At 66.0% G+C, this 26,443-nt stretch carries 29 protein-coding genes; 21 read left to right on the top strand and 8 right to left on the bottom strand.

What is annotated here, in order from left to right:
• Positions 1-73 precede the first annotated feature (73 nt).
• Positions 74-2,119: an acetyl-CoA carboxylase biotin carboxylase subunit gene (locus XM53_RS11590; protein WP_057793467.1), complete on the top strand. Its 2,046-nt coding sequence runs from the start codon at positions 74-76 to the stop codon at positions 2,117-2,119.
• 4 nt (positions 2,120-2,123) lie between these two features.
• Complete coding sequence (locus XM53_RS11585; RefSeq protein ID WP_057793465.1) at positions 2,124-2,639, top strand: hypothetical protein; 516 nt, start codon at positions 2,124-2,126, stop codon at positions 2,637-2,639.
• Positions 2,640-2,652: 13 nt separating this feature from the next.
• Here XM53_RS11585 and XM53_RS11580 read toward each other — a convergent pair whose 3' ends face one another.
• A complete protein-coding gene (locus tag XM53_RS11580; protein ID WP_057793463.1) occupies positions 2,653-3,108 on the bottom strand; it encodes a DUF4174 domain-containing protein in 456 nt (151 codons plus the stop codon).
• A 175-nt stretch (positions 3,109-3,283) separates the two neighbouring features.
• Between XM53_RS11580 and XM53_RS11575 the strand changes: the two genes are divergently transcribed.
• Genes XM53_RS11575 through XM53_RS11540 form a run of 8 tightly spaced genes read left to right on the top strand, consistent with a single transcriptional unit; the run spans position 3,284 to position 10,058 of the window.
• Positions 3,284-4,219, top strand: coding sequence for a hypothetical protein (locus XM53_RS11575; RefSeq protein ID WP_057793462.1), 936 nt, complete (start codon positions 3,284-3,286; stop codon positions 4,217-4,219).
• Positions 4,191-6,323, top strand: coding sequence for a methylmalonyl-CoA mutase (gene scpA / locus XM53_RS11570; RefSeq protein ID WP_057793460.1), 2,133 nt, complete (start codon positions 4,191-4,193; stop codon positions 6,321-6,323). Before XM53_RS11575 ends, scpA begins: the two co-directional genes overlap by 29 nt.
• Positions 6,323-6,805 (top strand): MAPEG family protein, encoded by a 483-nt coding sequence (locus XM53_RS11565; protein WP_057793458.1) that lies wholly within the window; start codon positions 6,323-6,325, stop codon positions 6,803-6,805. The genes scpA and XM53_RS11565 overlap by 1 nt, the downstream gene beginning before the upstream one ends.
• A gap of 3 nt (positions 6,806-6,808) precedes the next feature.
• The gene (locus XM53_RS11560; protein ID WP_057793456.1) at positions 6,809-7,420 is read left to right on the top strand and encodes a VOC family protein; all 612 of its coding nucleotides are present in this window, start codon (positions 6,809-6,811) and stop codon (positions 7,418-7,420) included.
• A complete protein-coding gene (locus XM53_RS11555) occupies positions 7,417-7,926 on the top strand; it encodes a GNAT family N-acetyltransferase (protein WP_057793454.1) in 510 nt (169 codons plus the stop codon). The genes XM53_RS11560 and XM53_RS11555 overlap by 4 nt, the downstream gene beginning before the upstream one ends.
• A gap of 10 nt (positions 7,927-7,936) precedes the next feature.
• Positions 7,937-8,617, top strand: coding sequence for a molecular chaperone DjiA (locus XM53_RS11550; protein ID WP_057793746.1), 681 nt, complete (start codon positions 7,937-7,939; stop codon positions 8,615-8,617).
• A 3-nt stretch (positions 8,618-8,620) separates the two neighbouring features.
• Positions 8,621-9,658: an endonuclease/exonuclease/phosphatase family protein gene (locus XM53_RS11545; RefSeq protein WP_057793453.1), complete on the top strand. Its 1,038-nt coding sequence runs from the start codon at positions 8,621-8,623 to the stop codon at positions 9,656-9,658.
• Positions 9,659-9,689: 31 nt separating this feature from the next.
• Positions 9,690-10,058 (top strand): hypothetical protein, encoded by a 369-nt coding sequence (locus XM53_RS11540; protein ID WP_057793451.1) that lies wholly within the window; start codon positions 9,690-9,692, stop codon positions 10,056-10,058.
• Here XM53_RS11540 and XM53_RS11535 read toward each other — a convergent pair.
• Genes XM53_RS11535 through XM53_RS11520 form a run of 4 tightly spaced genes read right to left on the bottom strand, consistent with a single transcriptional unit; the run spans position 10,055 to position 15,634 of the window.
• Positions 10,055-11,617 (bottom strand): Ppx/GppA family phosphatase, encoded by a 1,563-nt coding sequence (locus XM53_RS11535; protein WP_057793449.1) that lies wholly within the window; start codon positions 11,615-11,617, stop codon positions 10,055-10,057. The two genes, XM53_RS11540 and XM53_RS11535, sit on opposite strands and share 4 nt — an antisense overlap.
• Before the next feature lie 52 nt (positions 11,618-11,669).
• The gene (locus tag XM53_RS11530) at positions 11,670-13,844 is read right to left on the bottom strand and encodes an RNA degradosome polyphosphate kinase (protein ID WP_057793448.1); all 2,175 of its coding nucleotides are present in this window, start codon (positions 13,842-13,844) and stop codon (positions 11,670-11,672) included.
• Positions 13,845-13,892: 48 nt separating this feature from the next.
• Positions 13,893-14,567: an HdaA/DnaA family protein gene (locus tag XM53_RS11525; RefSeq protein WP_057793445.1), complete on the bottom strand. Its 675-nt coding sequence runs from the start codon at positions 14,565-14,567 to the stop codon at positions 13,893-13,895.
• The gene (locus XM53_RS11520) at positions 14,567-15,634 is read right to left on the bottom strand and encodes an AI-2E family transporter (protein ID WP_057793443.1); all 1,068 of its coding nucleotides are present in this window, start codon (positions 15,632-15,634) and stop codon (positions 14,567-14,569) included. Before XM53_RS11520 ends, XM53_RS11525 begins: the two co-directional genes overlap by 1 nt.
• A gap of 133 nt (positions 15,635-15,767) precedes the next feature.
• Between XM53_RS11520 and proS the strand changes: the two genes are divergently transcribed.
• The 5 genes from proS (at position 15,768) to XM53_RS11495 (ending at position 21,202) form a co-directional block, all read left to right on the top strand.
• Positions 15,768-17,162, top strand: a complete 1,395-nt coding sequence (proS, locus tag XM53_RS11515; RefSeq protein ID WP_057793441.1) for a proline--tRNA ligase — start codon at positions 15,768-15,770, stop codon at positions 17,160-17,162.
• 121 nt (positions 17,163-17,283) lie between these two features.
• The gene (locus XM53_RS11510) at positions 17,284-17,793 is read left to right on the top strand and encodes a DUF2937 family protein (protein ID WP_057793439.1); all 510 of its coding nucleotides are present in this window, start codon (positions 17,284-17,286) and stop codon (positions 17,791-17,793) included.
• 365 nt (positions 17,794-18,158) lie between these two features.
• On the top strand, positions 18,159-19,472 hold the full coding sequence (locus tag XM53_RS11505) for a lipoprotein-releasing ABC transporter permease subunit (protein ID WP_057793437.1): 1,314 nt from the start codon (positions 18,159-18,161) through the stop codon (positions 19,470-19,472).
• Positions 19,465-20,148, top strand: coding sequence for an ABC transporter ATP-binding protein (locus tag XM53_RS11500; RefSeq protein ID WP_057793435.1), 684 nt, complete (start codon positions 19,465-19,467; stop codon positions 20,146-20,148). Before XM53_RS11505 ends, XM53_RS11500 begins: the two co-directional genes overlap by 8 nt.
• Positions 20,149-20,218: 70 nt before the next feature.
• Positions 20,219-21,202, top strand: a complete 984-nt coding sequence (locus XM53_RS11495; protein WP_057793745.1) for an Ldh family oxidoreductase — start codon at positions 20,219-20,221, stop codon at positions 21,200-21,202.
• Here the strand turns inward: XM53_RS11495 and XM53_RS11490 are convergent.
• Together XM53_RS11490 and XM53_RS11485 are read right to left on the bottom strand one after the other, a co-directional pair.
• On the bottom strand, positions 21,199-21,489 hold the full coding sequence (locus XM53_RS11490) for a hypothetical protein (protein WP_057793433.1): 291 nt from the start codon (positions 21,487-21,489) through the stop codon (positions 21,199-21,201). The two genes, XM53_RS11495 and XM53_RS11490, sit on opposite strands and share 4 nt — an antisense overlap.
• A gap of 65 nt (positions 21,490-21,554) precedes the next feature.
• On the bottom strand, positions 21,555-21,737 hold the full coding sequence (locus XM53_RS11485) for a hypothetical protein (RefSeq protein WP_057793426.1): 183 nt from the start codon (positions 21,735-21,737) through the stop codon (positions 21,555-21,557).
• 157 nt (positions 21,738-21,894) lie between these two features.
• Between XM53_RS11485 and XM53_RS11480 the strand changes: the two genes are divergently transcribed.
• From XM53_RS11480 to XM53_RS11455, 6 genes are all read left to right on the top strand, one after another.
• Complete coding sequence (locus XM53_RS11480) at positions 21,895-22,545, top strand: DUF3047 domain-containing protein (RefSeq protein WP_057793424.1); 651 nt, start codon at positions 21,895-21,897, stop codon at positions 22,543-22,545.
• Between the two features lie 138 nt (positions 22,546-22,683).
• Positions 22,684-23,127 (top strand): c-type cytochrome, encoded by a 444-nt coding sequence (locus tag XM53_RS11475; RefSeq protein ID WP_057793422.1) that lies wholly within the window; start codon positions 22,684-22,686, stop codon positions 23,125-23,127.
• A gap of 60 nt (positions 23,128-23,187) precedes the next feature.
• Positions 23,188-23,586, top strand: coding sequence for a DUF4864 domain-containing protein (locus tag XM53_RS11470; RefSeq protein WP_057793420.1), 399 nt, complete (start codon positions 23,188-23,190; stop codon positions 23,584-23,586).
• An 88-nt stretch (positions 23,587-23,674) separates the two neighbouring features.
• Entirely contained in the window at positions 23,675-24,574 is a 900-nt protein-coding gene (locus XM53_RS11465; RefSeq protein WP_057793418.1) for a DMT family transporter, read from the top strand.
• Positions 24,575-24,639: 65 nt separating this feature from the next.
• A complete protein-coding gene (locus XM53_RS11460; RefSeq protein WP_057793743.1) occupies positions 24,640-25,047 on the top strand; it encodes a universal stress protein in 408 nt (135 codons plus the stop codon).
• Between the two features lie 65 nt (positions 25,048-25,112).
• Positions 25,113-25,340, top strand: a complete 228-nt coding sequence (locus tag XM53_RS11455) for a TFIIB-type zinc ribbon-containing protein (protein ID WP_057793417.1) — start codon at positions 25,113-25,115, stop codon at positions 25,338-25,340.
• 28 nt (positions 25,341-25,368) lie between these two features.
• On the opposite strand, the gene XM53_RS11450 is transcribed toward XM53_RS11455, so the two are convergent.
• The gene (locus XM53_RS11450; RefSeq protein WP_057793415.1) at positions 25,369-26,343 is read right to left on the bottom strand and encodes an acyltransferase family protein; all 975 of its coding nucleotides are present in this window, start codon (positions 26,341-26,343) and stop codon (positions 25,369-25,371) included.
• Between the last annotated feature and the right edge of the window lie 100 nt (positions 26,344-26,443).

The raw sequence follows: 26,443 nt of genomic DNA, 5'->3' as shown, positions 1-26,443 counted from the left end.
GGGGCGGTGGTTTTTTCGTATCATCCCCGTCCGGCGGCTGCGCCGGGGCGGGCAAGACCAAAGGGGACGTGAGATGTTCAAGAAAATCCTGATCGCCAACCGTGGCGAGATCGCCTGCCGTGTCATCAAGACGGCGCGCAAGATGGGCATATCGACGGTGGCGATTTACTCGGACGCCGACCGCCACGCGCTGCACGTGGAGATGGCCGACGAGGCGGTGCATATCGGCCCGCCGCCCGCGTCGGAGTCGTATATCGTCATCGACAAGGTGATGGGGGCGATCAAGCAGACCGGGGCGGAGGCGGTGCATCCCGGATACGGCTTCCTGTCGGAGAACCCCAAGTTCGCCGATGCGCTGGAGAAGGCGGGCGTGGCCTTTATCGGACCGCCCAAGACCGCCATCGAGGCGATGGGTGACAAGATTACGTCGAAGAAGATCGCGGCCGAGGCGGATGTGAACACCGTGCCGGGGCATATGGGCCTGATCGAGGATGCCGACGAGGCGCTGAAGATTTCGGAAGAGATCGGGTTTCCGGTGATGCTGAAGGCCAGCGCGGGCGGCGGCGGCAAGGGGATGCGGATTGCATGGAATGCCGAGGAGGTGCGCGAGGGCTTCCAGGCGTCGAAAAACGAGGCGGCATCGAGTTTCGGCGATGACCGGATGTTCATCGAGAAATTCGTGACGCAACCGCGCCATATCGAGATCCAGGTGCTGTGCGACAGCCACGGCAACGGGGTGTACCTGGGCGAGCGGGAATGTTCGATCCAGCGGCGGAACCAGAAGGTGATCGAGGAAGCGCCGAGCCCGTTTCTGGACGCCGAGACGCGCAAGGCGATGGGCGAGCAGGCATTGGCGCTGGCCCATGCGGTGGGCTATTCCAGTGCGGGCACGGTGGAGTTCATCGTCGATGGCGACAAGAATTTCTATTTCCTGGAGATGAACACGCGCCTGCAGGTGGAGCATCCGGTGACCGAGCTGATCACCGGGGTGGACCTGGTGGAGCAGATGATCCGCGTGGCGGCGGGCGAAACGCTGTCGCTGAGCCAGGACGATATCACGCTGACGGGCTGGGCGATGGAAAGCCGGCTCTATGCGGAAGATCCCTATCGCAACTTCCTGCCCTCGATCGGGCGGCTGGTGCGCTATCGCCCGCCGGTGGAGGTGGCCGCGGGCCCCTTGCTGGACAAGGGCAAGTGGCAGGACGAGGCCGAGGCCGGCGAGACGGCGGTGCGCAACGATACCGGCGTCTACGAGGGCGGCGAGATTTCCATGTATTACGACCCCATGATTGCCAAGCTGTGCACCTGGGCGCCCGACCGGGGCGCGGCCATCGAGGCGATGCGCGTGGCGCTGGACAGTTTCGAGCTGGAAGGGATCGGGCACAACCTGCCGTTCCTGAGCGCGGTGATGGACCATCCCAAGTTCGTGTCGGGCGACATGACCACGGCCTTCATCGCCGAGGAATATCCCGACGGGTTCGAGGGTGTGGAACTGGAAGAGGCGGCGCTGCGGCGGATCGCGGCCAGTTGTGCAGCGATGCACCGGGTGGCGGAGATCCGGCGCACGCGGGTCTCGGGGCGGATGGACAACCACGAGCGCCGCGTGGGCGAGGATTGGGTCGTCAGTTTGCAGGGCATCAGTTTCGAGGTCAGCGTTGCCGCTGACCGCGATGGCGCGACGGTGACCTTCGCCGATGGCGCCACGCACCGGGTGTCGAGCGGCTGGACGCCGGGCGACGCGCTGGCGGTTCTGGACGTGGATGGCGAGACGCTGGTGCTGAAGGTCGGCAAGGTGTCGGGGGGTTTTCGCATCCGCAACCGGGGCGCGGACCTGAAGGTGCATGTGCGCACACCCCGGCAGGCGGAACTGGCGCTGTTAATGCCCGAGAAACTTGCCGCTGATACATCGAAGATGCTGCTCTGCCCGATGCCGGGCCTGATCGTCAGCGTGAACGTCGCGGAAGGCGACGAGGTGCAAGAAGGCCAGGCGCTGTGCACCGTGGAGGCGATGAAGATGGAAAACATCCTGCGGGCCGAGCGCAAGGCCGTGGTGACGAAGATCAACGCCGGACCGGGCGACAGCCTGGCGGTGGATGACGTGATCATGGAGTTCGAATGACCCGGTGAACCTGCGCGGTCCTCATATCCTGCCGGCGGCGGTGGCGGGCGCGGTCCTCCTGGGGGCCTGCGCGCGCGATGACGAGGCGTCGATGCGGGCGCGGCTGGCGCCGTGGTTCAGCCTGGGCGAGACGCTGGCGTTTTCGTCCAGGGCGCGCTGTGCTGCGGCGGCGTTCCGGCTGGTAAGCTCTGACATCGGGGCTGCGGTGCCGGTGGAGCGCAACGTGCCCGACATGCTGCGCGCGCTGCCCAGCCGGGGCGTGGCGGCGCTGGACGACCCAAAGATGACGCCGGACGCGGCGATGGTGGACGCGGTCAACACGCAGCGCACGTTCGGGATGCAGATGCGCCGCGCGGGGCTGGAGGCGCGGCCCTGCATGGAGGGCAAGGTGGGGGCGGAGTTCCGCCGCCTGCTGATGCGGCCTGAAACCGTGCTGGCCTATGAGACGACCGACGGCACGCTGATGCTGATGGACCGCGCCAACCGGGTTCTGGTGGTCGCGGCGGGAGATCGGGCATGAGCGGTGCGCGCGATCAGTTGCCGCTCAGCCGGTCGCGGATTTCCTGTTGCCGGATGGGCATCTTGTCGATCGCGCGCGAAAGCTCGCGCACGCTCCATGGCGCGGGTTTGCGCAGCTCGACCTTGCCGTCCTTGCCGATGAGCGCCAGCATGAAGCCTCGCGGGCGCAAGGTGCGGCGCAAGTCACTGTCGGCGGAGGGGTCGGTGTCGGTCAGCACGACCACATCGCGCCGGTCCAGATCGTCCAGCCGGTCGGTTATGAAGTTCATCTGTTCTATGAAGCGCGGATCCGAGGCGTTGTCGGCAAAGACGACGATGGGGCGTTTTATCCAGAGAAATTCGTTCAAATCGACGCTTTCGCCCGGCAAAATGATGCCGTCGAGCGATGTTCCGTCGGTTGCGCGCGCCGCGCCCCACGCCAGGCTGGACGCGGTAAGTGCCAGAAAAGAAATGAAGATAAGCTTTCGCATCGGGCCTCCTGCTCGACCAGATATAGGCGCGAATGCGCCGAATGCGAAGGCCGTTTGGCCGCAGGGCCGCGAAAATCTTACCGTTAATCCCGTGGTCAGGTCCCGTGGTGCAGGCTGGCGCGACGCAAGGTCGACCGCCCGCATGACGCGGGCCGCACGGGAAAGGCGCGTGATCATGGACGTTGTTCTGCATATCGGGGCCCACCGCACGGCCACAACCACGTTCCAGTCCTACCTGGCCCAGAATCGCGCCGCGCTGGGGCGCATGGGGGTCACCGTCTGGGGCCCGAAACAGACGCGCGACGGTCTGCTGACCGGGGTGATGCCCGTGGACAGCCCGCGCCCGCCGCAGGACCAGCTGGACCGCGCGCGCGCCCGTATCGCGATCAACGTCGCCAAGGAGCGCCGCGCGGGCACGCGCGTGCTGGTGATCAGCGACGAGAACATGATCGGCGCGCCGCGCCGCTGCCTGCGGCAGGGGCGGCTCTACCCCGATATCGGTCAGCGGCTGGCGCGGTTCGCCCATGCCTTCGACGGTCAGGTGACGCGGGCCTGCCTGTCGATCCGCAGTCATGACAGTTTCTGGGCGTCGGTCGTGTCTTACGGCGTGGCGCGAGGGCATCGCGTGCCGGACCGTGCGGTGCTGGATGCGCTGGCGACCTCGCCGCGGCTGTGGCGCGACGTGGTGCTGGACGTGGCCTGCGCGCTGCCGGGTATTGAGCTGAGTGTGCTGCCCTACGAGATTTTCGGCGGTCTGCCCGAGCGGGTGCTGGAACATATGAGCGGGCTTGGCCCGATGCCGCGCGCCCATGCGCGAGACTGGATGAACCAAGGCCCCGGCCTGGGCCAGCTCCGCCGGATCGTGCGCGAGCGCGGCGGCGACCCTGCCCGCCTGCCCGAAGGGCCGGGAAAGTGGCAACCGTTTGACGAGACCGCCTTGCGCGAGATGCGCGAGGCCTATGCCGACGACCTGTTCTGGCTGCGTGCCGGGGCGGAAGGATTGGCGCAGCTGACAGAGGAAACCGGCCCGGTCAAGACGGGGACAACCCCGCGCCCGGACCAGAGGAAAAGAGGACAAGACGATGGGATCGAAGACCGACGATTGGCGTAAGATCGCGGAAGGCGAGCTGAAGGGCCGTCCGCTGGAGGACCTGACGTGGAAGACCCTTGAAGGGATCGACGTCAAACCGCTTTATACCGAGGAAGATGTCGAGGGGATGGACCACCTTGGCACCATCCCCGGGCAGGCGCCTTTCACGCGGGGTGTGAAGGCCACGATGTATGCCGGGCGTCCCTGGACGATCCGGCAGTACGCTGGCTTTTCCACGGCCGAGGAATCGAACGCCTTTTACCGCCGCAACCTGGCGGCCGGACAGCAGGGGGTGTCAGTGGCGTTCGACCTGGCGACGCACCGCGGCTATGACAGCGACCACCCGCGCGTGGTGGGCGACGTGGGCAAGGCCGGTGTCGCCATCGATAGTGTCGAGGACATGAAGATCCTGTTCGACGGTATCCCGTTGGACCAGGTGAGCGTTTCGATGACCATGAACGGCGCGGTGATCCCGGTTCTGGCCAGTTTCATCGTCGCGGGCGAGGAGCAGGGGCATGACCGCAGCGCCCTGTCGGGCACCATCCAGAACGACATCCTGAAAGAGTTCATGGTGCGCAACACCTATATCTATCCGCCCGAGCCCAGCATGAGGATCGTGAGCGACATCATCGAGTTCACCGCCAACGAGATGCCGCGCTTCAACTCGATCAGCATCTCGGGCTATCACATGCAGGAAGCGGGCGCGAACCTGGTGCAGGAGCTGGCCTATACGCTGGCGGATGGGCGCGAATACGTGAAGGCCGCGATCGAGGCGGGGATGGACGTGGACCGCTTTGCCGGGCGGCTGTCGTTCTTCTTTGCCATCGGCATGAATTTCTTCATGGAGGCGGCGAAGCTGCGGGCGGCGCGCCTGTTGTGGCACCGGATCATGACCGAGTTCGGGGCGAAGAACGACCGCTCCAAAATGCTGCGGACGCATTGCCAGACCAGCGGTGTAAGCTTGCAGGAGCAGGACCCTTACAACAACGTGGTGCGCACCGCCTATGAGGCGATGAGCGCGGTGCTGGGCGGCACGCAGAGCCTGCACACCAACGCGCTGGACGAGGCCATCGCGCTGCCCACGGATTTCAGCGCGCGGATCGCGCGGAACACGCAGCTGATCCTGCAGGAAGAGACCGGCGTGACGGCGGTGGTCGATCCGCTGGCGGGGTCCTACTACGTGGAAAGCCTGACCGCAGAACTGGCCGAAAAGGCGTGGGAGCTGATGGAAGAGGTCGAGGAAATGGGCGGCATGACCAAGGCCGTGGCCAGCGGGATGCCCAAGCTGCGGATCGAGGAAAGCGCCGCGACCCGTCAGGCGATGATCGACCGGGGCGATGAGGTGATCGTCGGCGTCAACAAGTACCGCAAGGACAAGGAAGACCCGATCGACATCCTGGACGTGGACAACGTCAAGGTGCGCAAGGGGCAGGTCGAGGCGCTGGAGCGCATCCGCGCGGAACGCGACGAGGATGCCTGCACCAAGGCACTGGATGAACTGACGCGCCGCGCGAAGGACGGCGGCAACCTGTTGGAGGCCGCGGTGGAAGCGGCGCGTGCACGGGCGACTGTGGGGGAAATCAGCATGGCCATGGAAAAGGAATTCGGACGGCACCGCGCCGAGGTGAAAACGCTGGCGGGCGTTTACGGCAAGGCCTACGAGGGCGACGAGGGCTTTGCCGCGATCCAGAAATCGGTCGAGGCCTTTGCCGAGGATGAGGGGCGGCGGCCCCGGATGCTGGTCGTCAAGATGGGGCAGGACGGGCATGACCGGGGCGCCAAGGTGATCGCCACGGCATTCGCCGATATCGGGTTCGACGTGGATGTGGGCCCGCTTTTCCAGACGCCGGACGAGGCGGCGCAGGACGCCATCGACAACGACGTGCACGTGATCGGCATTTCCAGCCAGGCGGCGGGGCACAAGACGCTGGCGCCGCAGCTGATCGACGCGCTGAAGGAAAAGGATGCGGGCGATATCATCGTCATTTGCGGCGGGGTCATTCCGCAGCAGGATTACGAGTTCCTGAAAGGTGTGGGCGTGAAGGCCATCTTCGGGCCTGGCACCAACATCCCCGAGGCGGCGCAGGATATCCTGCGGCTCATTCGCGAGGCGCGGGTAGCCTGATGCAGAAGCGTCCCAGGATCCTGATTGGTATGGCGGCGGGACTTGTCTGGGCCGTGGCCGTGCTGTGGATCGGACGCCAGATCCCGGTGCCGATGGCGATGATGCAGCCGACGCTGATGGGCGCGGCGTTCGGCCCCGGCGTGGTGCTTGCGCTGATGATCGGACGGCTGGCGCAGCGGCGGTTTTTCGTCGATGACACGATCGACGGGCAGCCGCTGACTGGCGGTGCTGCGATCGACGCGAAGGTGTTGCAGAACACGGTCGAGCAGGTGGTGCTTGCCTTGTGCATCTGGCCGCTGGTGGGGTTTTTCCTGGGCGCGGGCACGGTGCTGGCGCTGGGGATCGGCTTTGCCGTGGCGCGGGTGGCGTTCTGGGTGGGGTATCACGTGGCGCCGCCCTTGCGGGCCTTCGGGTTCGCGGCAACGTTCTATCCCACGGTGCTGGCGGCGCTTTGGGTGCTGTGGCGGTTGACGGTGGGGTAGGGCATGCTGAAACTGGATCATTTCGCGGTGGCCGCCGAGACGCTGAACGCGGGCCGCGCCTATGCCGAGGACGCGCTTGGCGTGGCGCTGCGGCCCGGCGGGCAGCACGCGCATTTCGGCACGCACAACATGTTGTTGGGGCTGGAGGAGGGGCTGTACCTGGAGGTCATCGCGATTGATCCCGAGGCGCCCGAGCCGGGGTACGCGCGGTGGTTCGATCTGGACCGGTTCGAGGGGCGGCCGAGGCCGACGAACTGGATCTGCAACACGCCCGATCTTGGCGCGGTGGTGGGGCGGTTTCCACAGGCGGGTGTGCCGGTGCCGCTGGCGCGGGGCGAGCTGCGCTGGCAAATGGCGGTGCCCGCGGATGGGCGGCTGCCTTGGGACAACCTCTTTCCGGCGGTGATCGAGTGGCAGTGCGCGCAGCATCCGGCGCAGATGTTGCCGGCGTCGGGATGCCGACTGGACCGGCTGGTGGTGACGCACCCGGAGGCCGAGGCGCTGAAGGGCGCGCTGGCGCCGGTGCTGAGCGACGCGCGGGTCGTCTATGAGACGGGCGCACCGGCGCTGCGGGCCGAGTTGACCACGCCGCGCGGGGCGTGCGTGCTGGCATGAGGATCCGGGCGGCGGAGGCGGGCGATGCCAAGGCGCTGGCTGGGATCGTCAATCACTACATTCGTGAGACGACGGTCAGCTTTACCGAAGACGAGAAGACCGTGCTGGAAATGGCGTTGGCCGTGAAGACGCGGGACGAGGCGGGGCACGGGTTTCTGGTGGCTGAGGGCGATGATGACCTGCTGGGCTATGCCACCTACGGGCCGTATCGCAACGGATCGGGCTATCGCGAGACGTTGGAGCATACGGTGCTGCTGCGCCCCGGGGCCGAGGGCAACGGGGTGGGCCGGGCGCTGATGGCGGCGCTGGAGGACCATGCGCGGGCACGAGGCGTGCATTCGCTGATCGGCGGGATCAGTGCCGAGAACGAAGGCGGCATCGCGTTTCACCGCCGGATCGGGTTTGCCGAGGTGGGACGGGTGGCACAAGCGGGTCTGAAATTTGGGCGGCGGATCGACCTGGTTCTGATGCAGAAACTCCTGTCCCCCGGAGGCCGCTCACTCTAGGTTGGCCGCCATGTCGATCTGGAGTCGCATATCCGAGGCGCTGTCGGCGCTGGCCAGTGGCGAGACGCTGGCCAGCGTGTTCGACCGGCTGCGCACGCCGCCCGAGCGGACGGTGGCGTTCGCCATCGCCGTGATCGCGCTAGGGGCGAAGATGGCCAAGGCGGACGGGCAGGTGACGCGCGACGAGGTGACGGCGTTCCGCGAGGTGTTCCAGATCGCCCGCGACGACGAGGCGGGCGCGGCGAAGGTCTTTAACCTCGCGCGGCAGGACGTGGCGGGGTTCGAGGAATATGCCAAGCGAATCAAGGTGATGTTCGGTGAAGATGAAGCAACGCTGAACGATCTGCTGGAAGGGCTTTTCCACATCGCGGTGGCCGACGGAGTGTATCATCCGAACGAGGATATCTTCCTGTCGGAGGTGGCCACGATTTTCGGCCTGCCGGAGCGGGAGTTCAACACGTTGCGCAGCCGCTTCGTGCCGGATGCCAAGCCAGACCCTTATGCCGTGCTGGGGGTGACGCCCGAGACGCCCTTGCCCGAGATCCGCAAGGTCTGGCGCGCCAAGGTGCGCGAGATGCATCCCGACCGGATGGTGGCGCGGGGGGTGCCGCAGGAGGCGATCAAGCTGGCCGAGAAGCGGCTGACCGACGTCAACGACGCGTGGGAGCAGATCCAGCGCGAGGCGGCCTGAACGATGCGCTTTGCCACCTATAACGTCGAATGGTTCAATGCGCTGTTCGACGCGCAGGACCGGGTGCTGGACGACGACGGGCCGTCGGCGCGGTACGGCGTGACGCGGGGCGATCAGCTGGCCGCCTTGGGCATGGTGTTCTCGGCGATGGATGCCGACGCGGTTATGGTGATCGAGGCGCCGGACAGCGGGACCAAGCGTGATACCGTCAAGGCGCTGGAAGGGTTCGCGGCGATGATGGATCTGCGGGCGCGCAAGGCGCTGATGGGGTTCGTGAACGACACCCAGCAGGAAATTGCGCTGCTGTACGACCCGGACGTGATGACCTGCCGGCATGATCCCAAGGGCGAGGAAACCGGCAAGAAGGGATCGAGCGAGGCGCCGCGGTTCGATGGCGTGTTCCGGATCGACCTGGATATCGACGCGGCCGAGGATCTGGTAGTGTTTTCCAAGCCGCCGCTGGAAGTGGCGGTGGAGGTCGCGGGCGGGTTCGGGTTTCGCATGATCGGCGCGCATCTGAAATCGAAGGCGCCGCACGGGGCGACCACGCGGGACGAGGTGATGCGGCTGTCGATCGCCAACCGGCGCAAGCAGCAGGCGCAGGCGGTGTGGCTGCGCAAGCGCATCCGCGCGCATCTGGAGGCGGGCGAGCATCTGATGCTGCTGGGGGATCTGAACGATGGGCCGGGGCTGGACGAGTACGAGAACCTTTTTGGGCGTTCGTCGATCGAGGTGATCATGGGCGGGGCCGAGGCGGGCGAGATGCGGCTTTACGATCCGCACGCGCGGCGGGCGCTGAACCAGCGGATTGGCGCGCAGCACAGCTCGGCGCGGTTCTACCTGAAGGACGAGGGGCGGTACCTTCAAGCTCTTTTGGATTACATCATGATTTCCAAGGGGTTGCGGGCGAAGACGCCGAAATGGCGGATCTGGCATCCGTTCGAGGACCCGGGATGCTGGAAGGTGCCGGAGCTGCGAGATGCGCTGTTGGCGGCGTCGGATCACTTTCCCGTCACGCTGGATATCGACCTGACATCTTAAAATTGTCACCGGAACGCGCTATATTGGGGGTATGAAACAGATTGCCTCCATCGCCGCCCTGTCGCTGACCCTTGCCGCCGCGCCCGCCCTGGCGCAGGAGGAAGAGGACGAAGGCTTTTCCCTGATGGAGCGCGGGGCGCAGATGTTCATGGAGGGCATCATGCGCGAGATGGAGCCGGCGATGCGCGACCTTGAAGGGCTGGCGCAGGAGATGGAGCCCGCCGTGCGCAATTTCGTGCAGGAGATGGGCCCGGCCTTTGCCGACCTGATGGGGCAGATCGACGATCTGAGCAACTATCACGCGCCCGAGATCCTGGAAAACGGCGATATCATCATTCGCCGCAAGACGCCGTTGGAAGATGAGGTCGATCCCGACGGAGACGGCGAGATCGAGATTTAGTTGCGCGCCCGGCGCGGGCGCAGCAGCTTGACCTCGAACTCGGCCTGAAGCGTGTCGGCCAGAGAGGCAAGCCGCGTCTGCGCGACTTCGCCGAAAAGCGGCACGGCTTCTTCCGTCAGGCGCAGGACAAGCTGTTTCTTCTTGGGGTGCCAGGTCAGTTCGCCCAGTTTGGTGTCCTTGCGCAGCCAGAACATCGCGGCAAAGCGCATGGCCTTGCCCAGAACCTCGGCCTGGTGCTGGCCACGCTCGTCCAAGAGGTCGGCGAGATCCTCGAACCGGCTGCCTTCGCGCTTGTTGGAATAGCGGTGCAGGAGGGCGAGACCCAGGAACACCCGTTCGGAATGCTTGAGCCCGCCCAAGTTGGCGCGGGTGGCGTTGTCGAAGCAATCCTCGGCGCGGTAGTCGGGATGCGAGCGCCAGCTGACATCGTGCAAGAGGCAGGCGGCGCGGATGATGCGCAGCTTGTCGGGCCGGGCACTGCGGAAGAGCGGTTCGATGAAGTGATAGATGGCGCGGCCGTAGCCGGGCAGGCGGGCATCCTTGGCCTCGGCAAAGCGGCACGCCTCGATCAGGGGATCGCGGTCGCGCAACTGCTGGGGCATCTGTTCGTACAAGAGCCCCTCGCGGATGCCATAGCTGGAGACGGCGATGTCGCGGGGGCCGAAGGTCTTGACCAGGCGGCGCAGCACCTCGGCGGCGTCGGGCACCAGCGCCATGCGCTGCGACGAGACGCCAGCGCGGTTGCGCAGATCCTCGGGGTCGGACTTGGCGATGTAGTCGGCGGTCTTGCGCACGTCCTTGGGGGTCATGCGGTATTCGTGCAGGACATGCAGGGGATAGCCGCGGCGTTCCATGTCGATCTTGGCGATGGCGCGCCATGAGCCGCCCACGAGAAACAGGCGGTTCTTCTGTTCGCCCAACTCGTCGTGCATCCGCTCGAGCGTGTCCTTGATATAGGCCTTGCGGGCCTTCTTGCCGCCCTTGACCTCTTGCAGGCTGAACGGGCCGAGGCGGGAGGTCAGGCGCTTGCCGACCTGGCCGCCGTTGATCTCGGCAAGTTCCATCGACGAGCCGCCGATGTCGCAAACAAGGCCATAGGAACCGGGCCAGCCCAGAAGCACGCCCTGGGCCGACAGGCGCGCCTCTTCGGGGCCGTCGACGACCCAGAGGTGGATGCCGGTCTCGCGCTCGATCTCTTCGCGGAAGGCGTCGCCGTCGGTGGCCTCGCGCACGGCGGCGGTGGCGACGGCGGTGAGCGGGCCGGTGCCCATGTTCTCGGCCAGACGGGCAAAGCGTTTCATGGCCGCGAGCGCGCGTTCGCGCCCCTCGGGGTTCAAACGCCCGGTTTCCGACAGGCCCTGACCCAGCCCGCACATGATTTTCTCGTTGTAGAAATAGGCCGGGCTGCGGGCGGCGCCGTCGAACACCACCATGCGGACGGAGTTCGAGCCGACGTCGACCACGCCCACGCGGCTGAGCGCCTTGGCCGCGTCCTTGTCGAAAAGCGGGCGCCCGAAAGGGCCCCATTCGCTGTGTTCGGGATCGGTCGTGCCGTCCATGACATCCCCGGCTTGGTCTCGGCCCCCTATATGCGACAGGGGGCCGGAAGGGTCAATCGTCGGTATGGGTGAGTTTGGGCACGTCCGCTGCCCCGGCGGAGCCGCGGCCCGACAGCGAGGGATTTTCCATGAAGAAGCGGTGGCAGTTGAAGGCGAAGGTGCCTTCCTCGACCGGGTCGCGGGTGAAGCTGCCGTCGGGGGCCATCACCCAGGTCTGTGCGACGTCGGCCAGGTTGGCGGCCATGACCTGGCCCACGATCTGGGCCTTGACGGTGGGGTTGGTGATTTCGACCAGCGTTTCCACCCGGCGGTTGAGGTTGCGGCCCATCCAGTCGGCGGAGGACATGTAGACGCGGGCCTTTTTCGAGGGCAGGCCGGCGCCGTTGCCGAAGCAGACGATGCGGGAATGTTCCAGGAACCGCCCGACGATGGATTTCACCCGGATGTTTTCGGACAGGCCCTTTATCCCCGGGCGGATGCCGCAGATGCCGCGCACCACAAGGCAGATCTTCACGCCGGCCTGTGAGGCGGCATAAAGCGCGTCGATCACGTCGGGTTCGATGATCGAGTTCATCTTGGCCCAGATCTCGGCCGGTTTGCCGGATTTGGCGTGCTCGATTTCGGCGGCGATCATTTCCAGCAGGCGGGGTTTCAGCGTGGTGGGCGAGATGGCGAGGTTTTCCAGCTTTTCGGGCTGGGCGTAGCCGGAGAGGTAGTTGAACACCTTGGTGGCGTCGCGGCCCAGAGCAGGATCGCAGGTGAAGAGGCTGAGGTCGGTGTAGATCTTGGCGGTGATGGGGTGATAGTTGCCGGTGCCGTAATGGGTGTAGGTCACCAGCTTGTCGCCCTCGCGCCGGACCACGGTGGAGATCTTGGCGTGGGTCTTGAGGTCGAGAAAGCCATAGACGACGTGGGCGCCGGCGCGTTCCAGCCGCCGGGACTGGCGGATGTTGGCGGCCTCGTCGAAGCGGGCCTTGAGTTCCACGAGAGCGGTGACGGACTTGCCGTCCTCGGCGGCCTCGCAGAGCGCCTCGACGATGGGGCTGTCCTTGGACGTGCGGTAGAGCGTCTGCTTGATCGCCACCACGTTGGGGTCGCGCGCCGCCTGCGTCAGGAAGCGGATGACCATGTCGAACGTCTCGTACGGGTGGTGCAGCAGCATGTCCTTTTGCCGGATGGCGGCGAACATGTCGCCGTCATGGTCCTGTACGCGTTCCGGCACGCGGGGCGTGAAGCTGGGCCACAGCAGGTCGGGGCGGCTGTCGAGCACCATTTCCTTGAGGTCGGCAAGCCCGATCATGCCGTCGACCTCGACCACCTCCTCGGGGCGGACTTCGAGTTTCTGCATGATGGTCTTGCGCAGTTCCTCGGGCGCGCCGGAGGAGATTTTCAGGCGCACCACCTCGCCGCGGCGGCGGCGTTTCAGGGCCACTTCGAATTCGCGCACGAGGTCCTCGGCCTCTTCCTCGACTTCAAGATCGCTGTCGCGCAGGACGCGGAAGTTGCAGTGGGCCTTGTAGGAATAGCCCGGAAAGAGGTGATCTAGGTTCAGCAGCAGCAGGTCTTCTAGCGGCAGGGCGCGGTACTGGCCCGGCTCGGACGGGACGGTGACGAAGCGGTCGATCTGGTTGGGGATGGGCAAGAGCGCCTGAAGCGGGCGCTTGTCGGACTTGCGCTGCATTTGCAGGGCGAGCGAGTAGCCGAGGTTGGGGATGAAGGGGAACGGGTGCGCGGGGTCGACCGCCAGGGGCGACAGGACCGGGAAGACCTGTTCGAGGAAAATCTCGCTGAGATGGGCGCGGTCGTCCTTGGACAGGCTGTCGATGTCGAGGATGGTGATGCCCTGGGCCTCCATCTCTTGCCGGAGGTCTTCGAGCGTGGCCTGCTGCTGGGCCAGGAGTTTGCGGGCGTCCTCGTCAATGAGAACGAGCTGTTCGGCGGGGGTGAGGCCATCGGCGGCGGGCGTGGTGTTGCCGGCATGGGCAAGCTCGCGCAGGCCAGCGACGCGGACATTGTAGAACTCATCAAGGTTGTTGGCCGAGATCGACAGGAAGCGCAGGCGTTCAAGCAGGGGCACGCGCGGGTTCTGCGCCTCTTCCAGGACACGCCAGTTGAAGCCCAGCCAGCTGAGCTCTCGGTTGAAGAAACGCCCGGGGCCGGTGATGTCGAGATCGTCGGGTGCAACCGGGGCCGGGGCGGGGGATTTGAGAAAATCAGGGTTTGTCATGGCGCCCTTATGGGATTGCGACGTAACGATAAGGTGACGACTGTGCCGTTACAGCCCTGCGTTGTCCAGCATGTCGCGGGCGAAGGGGCGGGTGAGGGCCCGCTTGCGCGAGAGTGCGGCGGTATCGAGCAGGGCGACGACCTGGCGGGCGGCCTCGAACGAGCGGTCGATGCGGCGCACCAGATAGGGGATGACGTCCGGTGCGGGCGTCAATTGGCGATCGTCGAAGAGCTTGGCGAGGATCGCGGTCAGAAGCATGTCGTCGGGCAGGTCGAGTTCCACGGCGGGCGTGCCCTGCATCCGGCTGGCAAGGTCGGGCAGCGCGAGGGTCCAGTGATTGGGGGCGGCATGGGCCGTCAGCAGCAGGGAATGGCCCTCGGCCAAAGTGAGGTTGTGCAGGTGGAAAAGCGCGGTCTCGGCGGGGGTCTGTCCGGCGATGGTTTCGCAATCCTCGACCGCGACGTGGCCGCGGGCGAGGGCGGGGATGTCGGCCTGGACCAGGTCGCCGGCGGGGATGATGGTGGCACCGCTTTGGGCCGACCAGACATGGGCGAGGTGTGTCTTGCCCGCGCCGGGCGGGCCATAGAGGACCAGCTTGCGGGCGGGCCAGCTTTCCCACGTGTCGATCAGGGCCACGGCTTGCGCGTTGGCGGAGGATACGAAGAAATCCTCCCGCCCGTGTGCCGGTTTGGCGGGCAGGTCGAAGCTGAGCTGCTGTGCCATTATTCGGTGTCCCGGTCGCCTTGCCCGGTATAGAGCGCGCTGTCGAGATATTGTTGCACGGCAAAGCGCATGAGCACGCCGATGGCCGCCGCGACCGGCACCGCCACGAGCATCCCCACAAAGCCGAAGAGCGCGCCGAAGACCGACAGCGCGAAGATCAGCCAGACCGGGTGCAGGCCCACGGATTCGCCGACCAGCTTGGGCGTCAGGATGTTGCCCTCGACCACCTGGCCCAGTACGAAGATGCCGGCGACGAGGCCGATCGACAGCCAGTCGCCCCAGAACTGAAAGAGCGCGAGGCCGATGGCCAGCGCGCCGCCAAGGATCGCGCCCACGTAGGGGATGAAGGTGACGAGGCCCGCGAAGGCGCCGACGACAAGGCCGAATTGCAGGCCCACAAGCATGAGCGCCACGGCATAGTAGGTGCCGAGGATCAGGCAGACCGTGCCCATGCCGCGGATGAAGCTGGCGAGGGTGTTGTCGATCTCGCCCGCAAGGCGGCGGATCACCGGGGCGTGCTCGCGCGGCAGAAGGCGGTCGATCTCGGCCACCATGCGATCCCAGTCGTAGAGCAGGTAGAACGCCACGACCGGCACGATGACCAGCAGGACGGCCACGTTGACGAGCGAGCCAAGGGAGGCGAGCACGGTTTCGACCACCTGTCCGCCGCGTTCCTGGATGGTGGTGCCGATGGTGGCCAGCGACTGGCGCAGGGTGGAATCCTGGTCGACGAGATCCGGAAAACGGGCGGTGAGGAAGTTCTGCAGATCGTTGAAGAGCTGTGGCGCGATGTCGATCAGGTTGGCGGTCTGGTTCACCAGGGTGGGAATGACCAAGAGCGCCATGATCACGAAGATGCAGATCGCCACCAGCGTGATGAGTGCCACCGCCACCGCCCGCGAGGCGCCCATGCTTTCTATACGGTCGGCCACGGGGTCGAGGAAATAGGCCACCGCGCCGCCCAGCACGAAAGGCAGGATCACGTCGCCCAGGAACCACATGACAACGAGGAACATCGCGATGGCGATGCCCCAGAATTGAATTTGTGTCCGGACGGGAAGGGCCATGCCACCTCGGGAGAACGAAATGCGTCACCTGCTTTTCGCGCAAGGGGGGCAGCGTTGCAAGCGCCTTCCGGCTTGTCTGGCGGGCGTTGAGGCCATAAACGGGGCGGGAGCACGCAATGACCAGAGGTTCCCCATGCGCCTGTCCAAGTATTTCCTGCCGGTCCTGAAGGAGACGCCCGCCGAGGCGCAGATCGCCAGCCACCGCCTGATGCTGCGGGCCGGGATGATCAAGCAGGCCAGCGCGGGGATCTATTCGTGGCTGCCCTTGGGCTTCAAGGTGTTGCGCAAGCTGGAAAATATCGTCCACGAGGAGCAGGTGCGCGCGGGCCATATCCCGATGCTGATGCCGACGCTGCAATCCGCCGATCTGTGGCGCGAGAGCGGACGGTACGACGCCTATGGCCCGGAAATGCTGCGCATCCGCGACCGGCAGGACCGGGATATGCTGTATGGTCCCACGAACGAGGAACTGATCACGGATATTTTCCGCTCTCATGTGGGAAGTTACCGGGATTTGCCGCTGACGCTCTATCATATCCAGTGGAAGTTCCGCGACGAGATCCGGCCGCGGTTCGGCGTGATGCGGGGGCGCGAGTTCTTCATGAAGGACGGCTATAATTTCGACCTGACGAAGGAAGACGCGCTGCACGCGTATAACCGTCATTTGGTCAGCTATCTGCGGACGTATGAGCGGATGGGGCTGCAGGCGATTCCGATGCGGGCGGATTCCGGCCCGATCGGGGGCGACGACACGCATGAATTCCTGGTGCTGGCCGAGACGGGCGAGTCCGAGGTGTTCTATGACAGCGAGATCACCGACCTGAAATTCGGCGACCGCGAGATCGACTATGCCGACAAGGCGCAGTGCCAGGCGGTTCTGGAGGAGTTCACGTCGCGCTATGCCCGCACGGACGAGACGCATGACGCGGCCATCTTCAACCAGATCCCGGAGGAGCGCCGCCGCGTGGCGCGGGGGATCGAGGTGGGCCAGATCTTTTACTTCGGGACCAAGTATTCCGATCCGATGGGGGCCACGGTGCAAGGCCCCGACGGCAAGCCGGTTGCCGTGCACATGGGCAGTCACGGGATCGGCGTGAGCCGGCTTGTGGGCGCGATCATCGAGGCCAGCCACGACGACAAGGGCATCATCTGGCCCGAGGGCGTGACGCCGTTCCATGCCGGGATCGTGAACCTGAAGCAGGGCGATGGCGAGGCGGACGCGGCGTGTGAAAAGCTTTATTCGGCACTGAAGGCCAAGGGGCTGGACCCGCTTTACGACGACCGCGACGAGCGGGCGGGCGGCAAGTTCGCCACGATGGACCTCATTGGCCTGCCGTGGCGGATCACCGTGGGGCCGCGGGGCCTGAAGAACGGCGTGGTGGAGCTGACCAGCCGCCGCACGGGCGAGAGCGAGGAGATGGCGCCGGAGGCGGCGGTCGAGAAGATCGCCGAGATCTATGCGCCGCATCGCGGTGAGGCCGGAACGGTGGAGCCGATGGCGGATCGGTCTTTCCACACCTGGATGTGACGGGCGTGTGGCGCAGGGCCTAGGCCGGTGCCGCGCCCGGTCACGATAATCTTGTTTCTGGATTTGTGCGAAACGCGCTATACTTGCCTCAAAACAATAAAAGACAACACGAGGCAGAGCGATGATTACCAAGGGACTGGCCCTGGCGGGCGGGCTGTGCTGTGCACTGGCCGCGTCGCAATTTCCCGAGTTTTCCCAACAGTATAAGCAGCGTCTTTCGGGCGCTGTGGATGAATTGGCCTGGGTGGTGGAGCGGTTCGACGCGGATGCCGCGGCACTTGACCTGAGCCGGGACGCGGCGCTGAGCGAGCTTGCGCGCGGCACCGCCATGGCGCAGGCCCGCAGCGAGAGCATGGGGCAGGTCCTGATCCGGCATGAGCGGTTGTCTGCGCATCTGGAGCATCTGCGGACGACGAATTCGGTCAGTGCGGCGCTGATCGGGTGGCAATACCTGGACCCGGAACTGGCGCAAAAGACCTGGGGCGATTTCGAGCCTGCGGTACCGGCGACCGTTGCGGGGGCCGGGTTTGGGTTTGGCGGGTTTCTGGCGGGGTATACGCTGATCGGGATGCTGCTGGGTGGATTTGGCCGGATGGTGCGGCGCAGGCCGGAGGCGACACCGGCGGAGTAGGGGTGGGCGCGGGCCGGTAGATCCTCATTTTATTGGTGGGGTTGTCAAACAGCGGATAGCCGCGCGATTGCCAGACTGCGGGATGGCGACCCGAGCGTCGTTCAATGCACTTTATTGCTGCCACTTCCGGAAAAGCATCTGATCGGGGCGCTTACGGAACCCAATCGCCAGACCGGGGGGCGGCCCCCCTTTCGGCGATTGCACTCAATCGCCTTTCGGTCAGCGGGCGATCGCGCGGCGGCCTTCGGCCTTGATTCCGCGCGGGCTTCGCCACATTCGGCAATCGCCTCTGCTAAACCGGGGTTGACCTTATCCCGGCACCGGATACACCGCAGAGACGCATAACGTACCCAGAGGTTCCCATCGTGGCAGTCCAGCCCAAGCCGTTTTCCGCCTTCGAGACGATGATCGCGTGGCGCTATCTGCGGGCCAAGCGGGCCGAAGGCGGGGTCAGCGTCATGACGTGGATCAGCCTGATCGGCATCACGCTGGCGGTGTTCGCGCTGATTGCCACGCTGGCGGTACGCGCCGGGTTCCGGGCGGAGTTCGTGGATACCATTCTGGGGTCGAACGCGCATGTGACGGTCTACAATGCCGGCACGGTGGATCAGCAGACGGGGCGGATCGACCGGCAGATCACCGATTACGAGGCGATGGCCGAGCGCCTGCGCGCGGTCGAGGGCGTCACAAGGGCCGCACCCCTGATCAAGAACCAGGTTCTGGCCACCGTGGGCGACCGCAATGCCGGCGTCGAGGTGCGGGGGATCACGCTGGAGGATCTGAAGGGCCTGCCGAGGATTGCGGACCCCGGGACGGCGCAGGGGGATATCGAGGATTTCGCGCTGGACTCGACCGAGGACGGCGTCTTTCCCATCGCCATCGGGTCTGGCGTGGCCAGCACGCTGGGCATCGGCGTGGGCGACAAGATCCGGGTGATCAACCCCACCGGAAACCGCACAGCGTTGGGCACCAGCCCGCGGGTGAATGCCTATGACGTGGTCTATGTGTTCAGCGCGGGGCGGTACGATATCGACCGGGTGCGGGTTTATCTGCCTTTTGCCGAGGCGCAGAGCTTCTTCAACAGCGAGGGCAAGGCGGACGAGATCGAGGTGATGGTCGAGGATCCCGAGCGGGTGGACGAGATGTCGCTGGACTTGCTGAACGCCGCCGGAGAGAACACGCAGATCTGGACCTGGCGGGATTCCAGCAGCGGGTTTCTGCGGGCGCTGGAAGTGGAGGACAACGTGATGTTCATCATCCTGTCGATCCTCGTGCTGATCGCGGCGATGAATATCACCAGTGGCCTTATCATGCTGGTCAAGAACAAGGGGCGCGATATCGGCATTCTGCGCACGATGGGTCTGACCGAGGGGTCGGTGCTGCGCGTGTTCTTCATGTGCGGGGCCTTTATCGGCATCATCGGCACGGTGATGGGCACGGTTCTGGGGTGTCTCTTTGCCCTCTACATCGACCAGATTTTTGGCATTCTGGACAGTTTCAGCGATCAGCCGATCTGGACGCCGGACACGCGGGGGATCTACTTCCTGCCCGCCAAGCTGGAGTTCTGGGACGTGATGAGCGCGGTGGGCCTGTCGCTGTTCCTGAGTTTCGTGGTGACGATTTTCCCCGCCCGGCGGGCGGCACGGATGAACCCGGTGGAGGCGCTGCGGTATGAGTGAAGCGATGCTGAAGCTGGCGGGGGTCGAGAAAGCCTATAACAAGGGCAAGGCCAACGAGGTGAGTGTGCTGTCGGGGATCGACCTGACGATCGGTGCAGGCGAGATGGTGGCGCTGGTGGCGCCCTCGGGGGCGGGCAAGTCGACGCTTTTGCATATCGCGGGGCTTCTGGACACCGCAGATGCGGGCGTTGTCGAGATCGGCGGCGAGGACATGGTGGGCCGGTCGGACCGGCGGCGGACCATAACGCGGCGGCAGGAAGTGGGGTTCGTCTATCAGTTTCACCATCTGTTGCCGGAATTCACGGCGGAAGAGAACATCGTGCTGCCGCAACTGGCCGACGGGATCAGCCGCAAGGTGGCCGAGGCGCGGGCGGCGGAGTTGCTGAGCCAGGTGGGTATTGCCGACCGGGCGGGGCACCGGCCCAATGCGATGTCGGGCGGCGAGCAGCAGCGGGTGGCGTTCTGCCGGGCGTTGGCCAACAGCCCGCGATTGCTGCTGGCGGACGAGCCGACCGGGAACCTGGACCCCGGCACGTCGGATCAGGTGTTCGCGGCGCTGATGGAGCTGGTGCGGGGCACCGGGCTGGCGGCGCTGATCGCCACGCATAACCTGGAGCTGGCGGCGCGAATGGACCGGGTGGTGAAGTTGGAGAACGGGCGGATCGTGGTGGGGTGAACCGCGCCCTGCGCGCGCGGGTGGGACATGGCGGGGTGAAACCGCGCCCAACGGATCAATGGGGGACGCCATGCAGGTGACACTGGACGAGATCGAGGCGACGGCGAAGGCGGCGCTGGTCAGGCATGGTGCGCAGGACTGGATCGCGGGCGAGGTCGCGGCGGCGGTACGCGAGGCGGAAGGGCTGGGGAACCGGATCTGCGGGCTTTACTATCTCGAAAGCTATTGCCAGCAGTTGCAGACGGGGCGCGTCAAGGGTGACGCGGTGCCCGAGGTCGGCAGACCGCGGCCCGGGGTGGTCGAGGTGGATGCGAAGTCCGGATTCGCGCAGGCGGCGTTCTCGAAGGTGCTGCCCGAAGCCGTGAAGGCCGCGAAGGAGATGGGGACGATCAGCTTTGCGGTCTGTCACGCGCATACCTGCACCAGCCTGGGCTATTTCACGGCGCAGATCGCGCGGGAAGGGTTCATCGTTCTGGGCATGACCAACGCAACGCCGGTGGTGGCGCCGCCGGGGGGCAAGCATCGCGTGATCGGTACGAACCCGATTTCATTCGCCGTGCCGGACGGCAAGGGTGGGGTGGCGATGTTGTTCGACCAGTCCACGACTACTGTCGCGCTGGGCAAGATCACCATGGCCATGGCCGCCGGAGAGAGCATTCCCGAAGGCTGGGCCGTGGATGCCGAGGGCAGGCCCACGACAGACCCGGAGGCGGCGCTGAAAGGCTCGCTGGTCAGCATGGGGGGCTATAAGGGCTGGGGGTTCGGCCTGATGGCCGAGCTGCTGGCGGCGGGGATGACCGGCAGCCGGGCGGGCGTGGACCTGGGGCCGCTGAAGACGCCCGAGGGCGCGCCGCATGACATCGGGGATTTCTACCTGATCATGGACCCAGACGTGTCGGGCGGGGCGTTTTTCGACCGGCTCCGCCAGGTCTCAGAAGCCGTGCAGCGAGACGAAGGCGCGCGGATGCCGGGGCAGGCGCGCGCGGTCAGCGATCCGGTGAAGGTCGACCCCGACGCCTGGGCGCTGGCGCAGCGGCTGGCGGGTTCGGATTAGCCCGAGCAGGTGGCGCGCAGCATGTCCATCGCGGGGGCGCGGCGGTCGTAGGACGCCTCGATGATGGCACGGCTTTGCGACGGGGTGCAATCGGCCAACCGGATGTTGCGACCGCGCTTGAGCGCCAGTGTCACGTCGTAAAGATCGTACTGGTCGAGGGCGGCAAAACTGGCGGCGCTGAAATGGGCGGGCACCAGATCGGCCGGGTCGGGTTCTTCGTAATCCTGTGCAAGCGCCGCGCTGGCAAGGCCGACGCAGAGGGCTGTCATGGTGAGGACGCGGTGCATCAAAAGGCTCCTGTTGTCTGACACCATGGATATAGGGCGCGGGCCTCGAAAACAGAAGAGCGGTTTCAGTCTGCCGGGTGGCAAGGCCCGTTCGGAGCGGCCCGGGCGCCGGGAGGCGGCAGACGGTCCAGCGCCGGGTTGCAGGGCAGGGCGGCGCTGTGGGCGTCGGGCGCGGTGAGGGCCATCACCAGCAGGCCGGCACCGAGGCGCATGGCGGGTTTCCAGGGGAAGGCGAGGGGCGGTGGCATGGGCGGCGTGTCCTTCGATTGCGTCGGATGCAGATGCGTCGGCGCCGGGGCCGGAGGGGTTCAATCGCCGGGCTGCGTGATCCGGGGTTCACGCAAGGGTGACTGGCGCGTGCGGGCGGGCCGGCTAGGTCACTGCGGGTAACGAGGAGGAAATGTTATGCGTATTGTCCTGTCGGCCGCCCTGGCCGCCCTGACCTGTCTGTCGGCGCCTGCGGCATGGTCCGCGCCGGTGAGCTTTGACGAAAGCTGGAAACATCAGCGGTTCTCGCTGTTTTCGAGGAATGAGTATGCTCGGAGGGGCGGGGCGCTGGACGTGGCGTCGGACGGCGCGGTGTCGCTGCTTTACCGTGAATTGCCACAAAGCGCATGGCGGGCCAGTGGCGCCTCGTGGAGCTGGCAGGTGTCGCAAAGCGTGCCGCCCACCGATCTGGCCCGCAAGGGTGGCGACGACCGCAACCTGGCGCTGTACTTCGTGTTCCTGCCAGAGGCCGAGGCCGAACGCGTGGCGGGCAGCCGCGTGACCGAGCTTTTGTCGAACGACGCTGTGCGGGTGCTGGTCTATGTCTGGGGTGGCGAGCACGCACGGGGCGCGGTGCTGGACAGCCCCTATCTGGGTGCGCGGGGCAAGACGGTGGTGCTGCGCGGCGCGGGCACGGGCGAGGCGCGCGAAAGCGTCGATCTGGCGGCCGATTACGCCCGTGCGTTCGGCGGACAGGCGACGTCGCTGGTGGGGCTGGCGGTGTCGGGCGACAGCGACGACACCGACAGCGCCATCCGGGCGCGGATCATGGGGCTGCAGGTGCGGTAGAACTGTGGCCACATGATCCAGATCAAGGTGCGCTGCGCCGTGCGGGTGCATACTGGATCGCAGGATGCCGTTCGAGCCAAACCGGAGCGCAGTTGCCGGTTGCCGGAGCGCGGTATCGTTGCACGCCCGGAGGAGCACATGAGCGCAGTCAGCACGCGAGGGACAAGGGCCGGACGCCGGCGGTTGACGGGGGTTGTTGCATGTCTGGCCCTGGGCGCGGGGCCGGTTCTGGCGGAGGGGGATGCCGGAGCCGGTGCCGCGCTTTATGCGCAGCATTGCGTCAGTTGCCACGGAACCCGGGCCGATGGCCAAGGCCCGATGCGCGAGGTGCTGTTGGTGCAGCCCTCGGATCTGACGACGCTGACCGCGCGCCATGGCGGCACTTTTCCGGTGCTGCGCGTGGCCGAGCGGATCGACGGGCGCGACCCGCTGGTCGCGCACGGGTCGGGTATGCCGGTCTATGGCGATTTCTTCGACACGACCGAGCAGGTGGCGGTGCGCACCGAGGCGGGCCAGCCGGTGATGGTGACGCCGCCGGTGGCGGACCTGGTGGCGTTCCTGCGGTCGATCCAGGCGGAGTAGGCGCAGCCGGATTTGATACGGCGGCGGGGCGGGCTATCTCCTGCAAAAAGGAGTTTTGTCATGACCCGTTTTCTGTCTTTTCTCGTAGTAATCTTCCTTTTGGCTCTGCCGGCGCGCGCTGATGACGCCGCGCGGCAGGTGATCTCTGACCAGCTTGACGCGTTTCAGCAGGACGATTTCGATACGGCCTTTACCCATGCCAGCCCGATGATTCAGGGCATCTTCGGCTCGTCCGAGAGGTTCGGGCAGATGGTGCGGAACGGCTATCCGATGGTCTGGCGGCCTGCGGAGGTCGAGTTCCTGGGCGAGCGGGACGAAGGCGATGCGCTGATGCAGGACGTACTGATCCGGGGCGCGGACGGGGTGTATCACGAGCTGGAATACGAGATGATCCAGGGCCCCGGCGGCTGGAAGATCAACGGGGTGCGGGTGAAGCGCACGGGCGAGGGGCTGGCCTGAGCGCCGCATTTCCTGCAAGTGACTGACAGGGCAGCCCTTTCCGCAAGAAACGGGTCGTTCATCCACTGACGTCATGCCAGTAAGGGGCATGACGACAAGTCCTTCCATTTCCGCCGTCTCGGCCCTGATGCTGCTGGCGCTGGCCACCGTCTGGGGCGGGTCGTTCTTTTTCGCCGAAATCGCGCTGACCGAGGTGCCGCCGCTGACCATCACGTTGCACAGGGTGGTCTGGGCGGTGCCGATCCTGCTGGTGGTGGTGCGGCTGCTGGATCTGCGCCTGCCGCGCGCGCCAAGGGTCTGGGGCGCGTATCTGGTGATGGGGGCGCTGAACAACGCGATCCCGTTCTCGCTGATCTTCTGGGCGCAGGTGGAGTTGCAAAGCGGCCTGGCCTCGATCCTGAACGGGACGACGGCGGTGTTCGGCGCGGTGGTGGCGGGGCTGCTGTTGCGCGACGAGCCGCTGGTGCCGCTCAAGATCGTGGGGGCGCTGCTGGGACTGGCGGGCGTGGCCGCGATCATGGGGCCGGACCTGCTGCGCGGGGTGGATTTGCGCAACCTGGCGCAGATGGCGGTTCTGGGCGCGGCGCTGAGCTATGCGCTGGCAAGCGTCTGGGCCAAGCGGGCGCTGGCGGGCCAGGCACCGCAGATGAACGCGCTGGGGATGCTGATGGGGTCGAGCCTCTTGATGCTGCCGTTGGCCCTGTGGGTCGACGGTGTGCCGCGCTTCGATCTGTCGGCGCATGTCTGGGCAGCACTGGTGTCGGTCGCGGCGCTGTCGACGGCGCTGGCCTATCTGCTCTACTTCGCCATCCTGCGGCGCGCGGGAGCGGCCAACCTGATGCTGGTGACGCTGATGATCCCGCCCTTTGCCGCGGGCCTCGGCGCGGTGTTTCTGGGCGAGCGGTTGGGCGCGGAGGCGTGGACCGGGTTCGGTCTGATCGCACTGGGCCTTCTCGTGACGGACGGGCGCGTATTGCGCCGGGGATGATCCATGTCAAGGCGGCCCGGGGGCAGCGGTGGAACAATGGCGTGTCCAACGAGGAGGAAACCGTCATGTATGCCCATATCCTTGTGCCTGTGTCCTTTGACGAAGAGCGCGACGCGAAGGGCGCGATGCGCGTGGCCGAGGTGCTGGCCGAGCACAGCGCGAAGATCACGCTGTTTCACGTGATCGAACAGATACCGAGTTATGCCGCGGCCTATCTGCCCGATGGTTACCTGAAGGAGCGCAAGACCGCGCTACAGGGCAAGCTTGAGAGTGCTGTAGAGGGCATGGAAAACGCCGCCGCCGTGGTTGTGGACGGCCATGCGGGGCGGAGCATCGTGGAGTACGCAAGCACCCACCGCGTCGATTGCATCGTGGTCGCGGGGCATCGCCCGGGGATGCAGGACCTGCTGCTGGGCTCGACCGCGCATTATGTTGTGCGACATGCCGCCTGCGCGGTGCACGTGCTGCGCTGAGGCTTGAGAAACCGGCGGGCGATGCCCATCTGACAGGGCATGAGAACTTACAGGAGGACTGCCCGATGAAATGCCCGGTTGACGGCGAAACGTTGGTGATCACCGACCGCGCCGGTGTCGAGATTGACTATTGCCCGCAATGCCGCGGGGTGTGGCTGGACCGGGGCGAGCTGGACAAGATCATCGAGCGGACCACGCCAGAGGCGCCCGACGCCCGCGTCTGGCAGGCCGACAGCCGCCCGGAAAAACGCAAGAAGCGCGGCGGATTTCTGGAAGAGTTGTTCGACTTCTGAGATCCGCGTTGCAAGGTCCCGGTGCGCGTCAGGCGCGGCGGGGCCGGCGCAGGATGTCCATGACTGTTATTCCTGGCGCCCGGGCGCAGGCGAGGACCAGCGATACCGATGCGGCCACGCCCGCGCTGCCCACGAGGAATGCCGCGGTGTCTTGATACGCCCCGGGCGGTGTCACGGCCCAGATCAGCAGAACGGCAAACCCGTGCAGCAGGAAAACGGGCAGGCTGCGGCGCCCCAGCCATGTAAGCAGGCTGTCCTGGGTCGGAACGAGGGTGAGGAAGGCGAGGGCGGCGGCCACCCCGGCGATGATCAGCACCAGCCGGACGGCTGCGAGCCATGCGGTGTCCGGCCCGATATGCGCATACGGCATCGCGCCGTAAAGCGGCAGGATCGACGCACCGTTCATAACCAGGTGAGCGGTTGTCCCGCAGAGCAGCCCAAGCAGCGCGGCGCCGGCACGCCCGTGGCCGGAGGCCAGCGTGCGAATGCGGGGGCCGTAGAGGTGGCCGACAAGAAAGACCGGGAAGAACACGAAGCTGCGCGACAAGCTTAGCGTGTGGCCGATCGAGTCCACGAAGCCTGCGGCGACGGCAAGCATGGTCGCGGCAAGGATTGGGTATCTCAGCCGCACAAAAACCGGCAGCAGCAGACGCCATATCGCGAGGCTGAGCAGGAACCACAGGATCCATTGTGGTGTCAGCAGATCGGGATTGCTGGCCGGTCTCAACCATTGCAGGGCGGGCCAGTAGAGCGCCTGGAACACGATCAGCGGAATAAGCAGCGATCGCCCGATCTGCGCAAGTGCGGGACGGTCCAGCGTGGCCGAAGACACCATGCCGCTGATAAGGATGAAGGCCGGCATGTGAAAAAGGTAGATCGCGCCATAGACCCCGGCCACGACCGGATTGGACGGCACGGCCTGCTCGATCAGGTGGCCCCAGACCACGAGCAGGATCAGCAGACCCTTTGCATTGTCCAGCCATGTCGATCGTTCGCGCGGCAAAATGCGGATTCCTGGCAGAAGTGGCAACCTGGGTGCTTGGTGACGGGGCAGTGTGGCGAAGTTAAGGCTGGGGTGCGCGCGGACAGGGTGTCATCTGCCA

Origin of the sequence: Roseovarius atlanticus (genome assembly GCF_001441615.1) — a bacterium.
Classification (GTDB): domain Bacteria; phylum Pseudomonadota; class Alphaproteobacteria; order Rhodobacterales; family Rhodobacteraceae; genus Roseovarius; species Roseovarius atlanticus.
The sequence above is the reverse complement of the archived record's forward strand: the minus strand, read 5'-3'. Positions and strand labels throughout refer to the sequence as shown.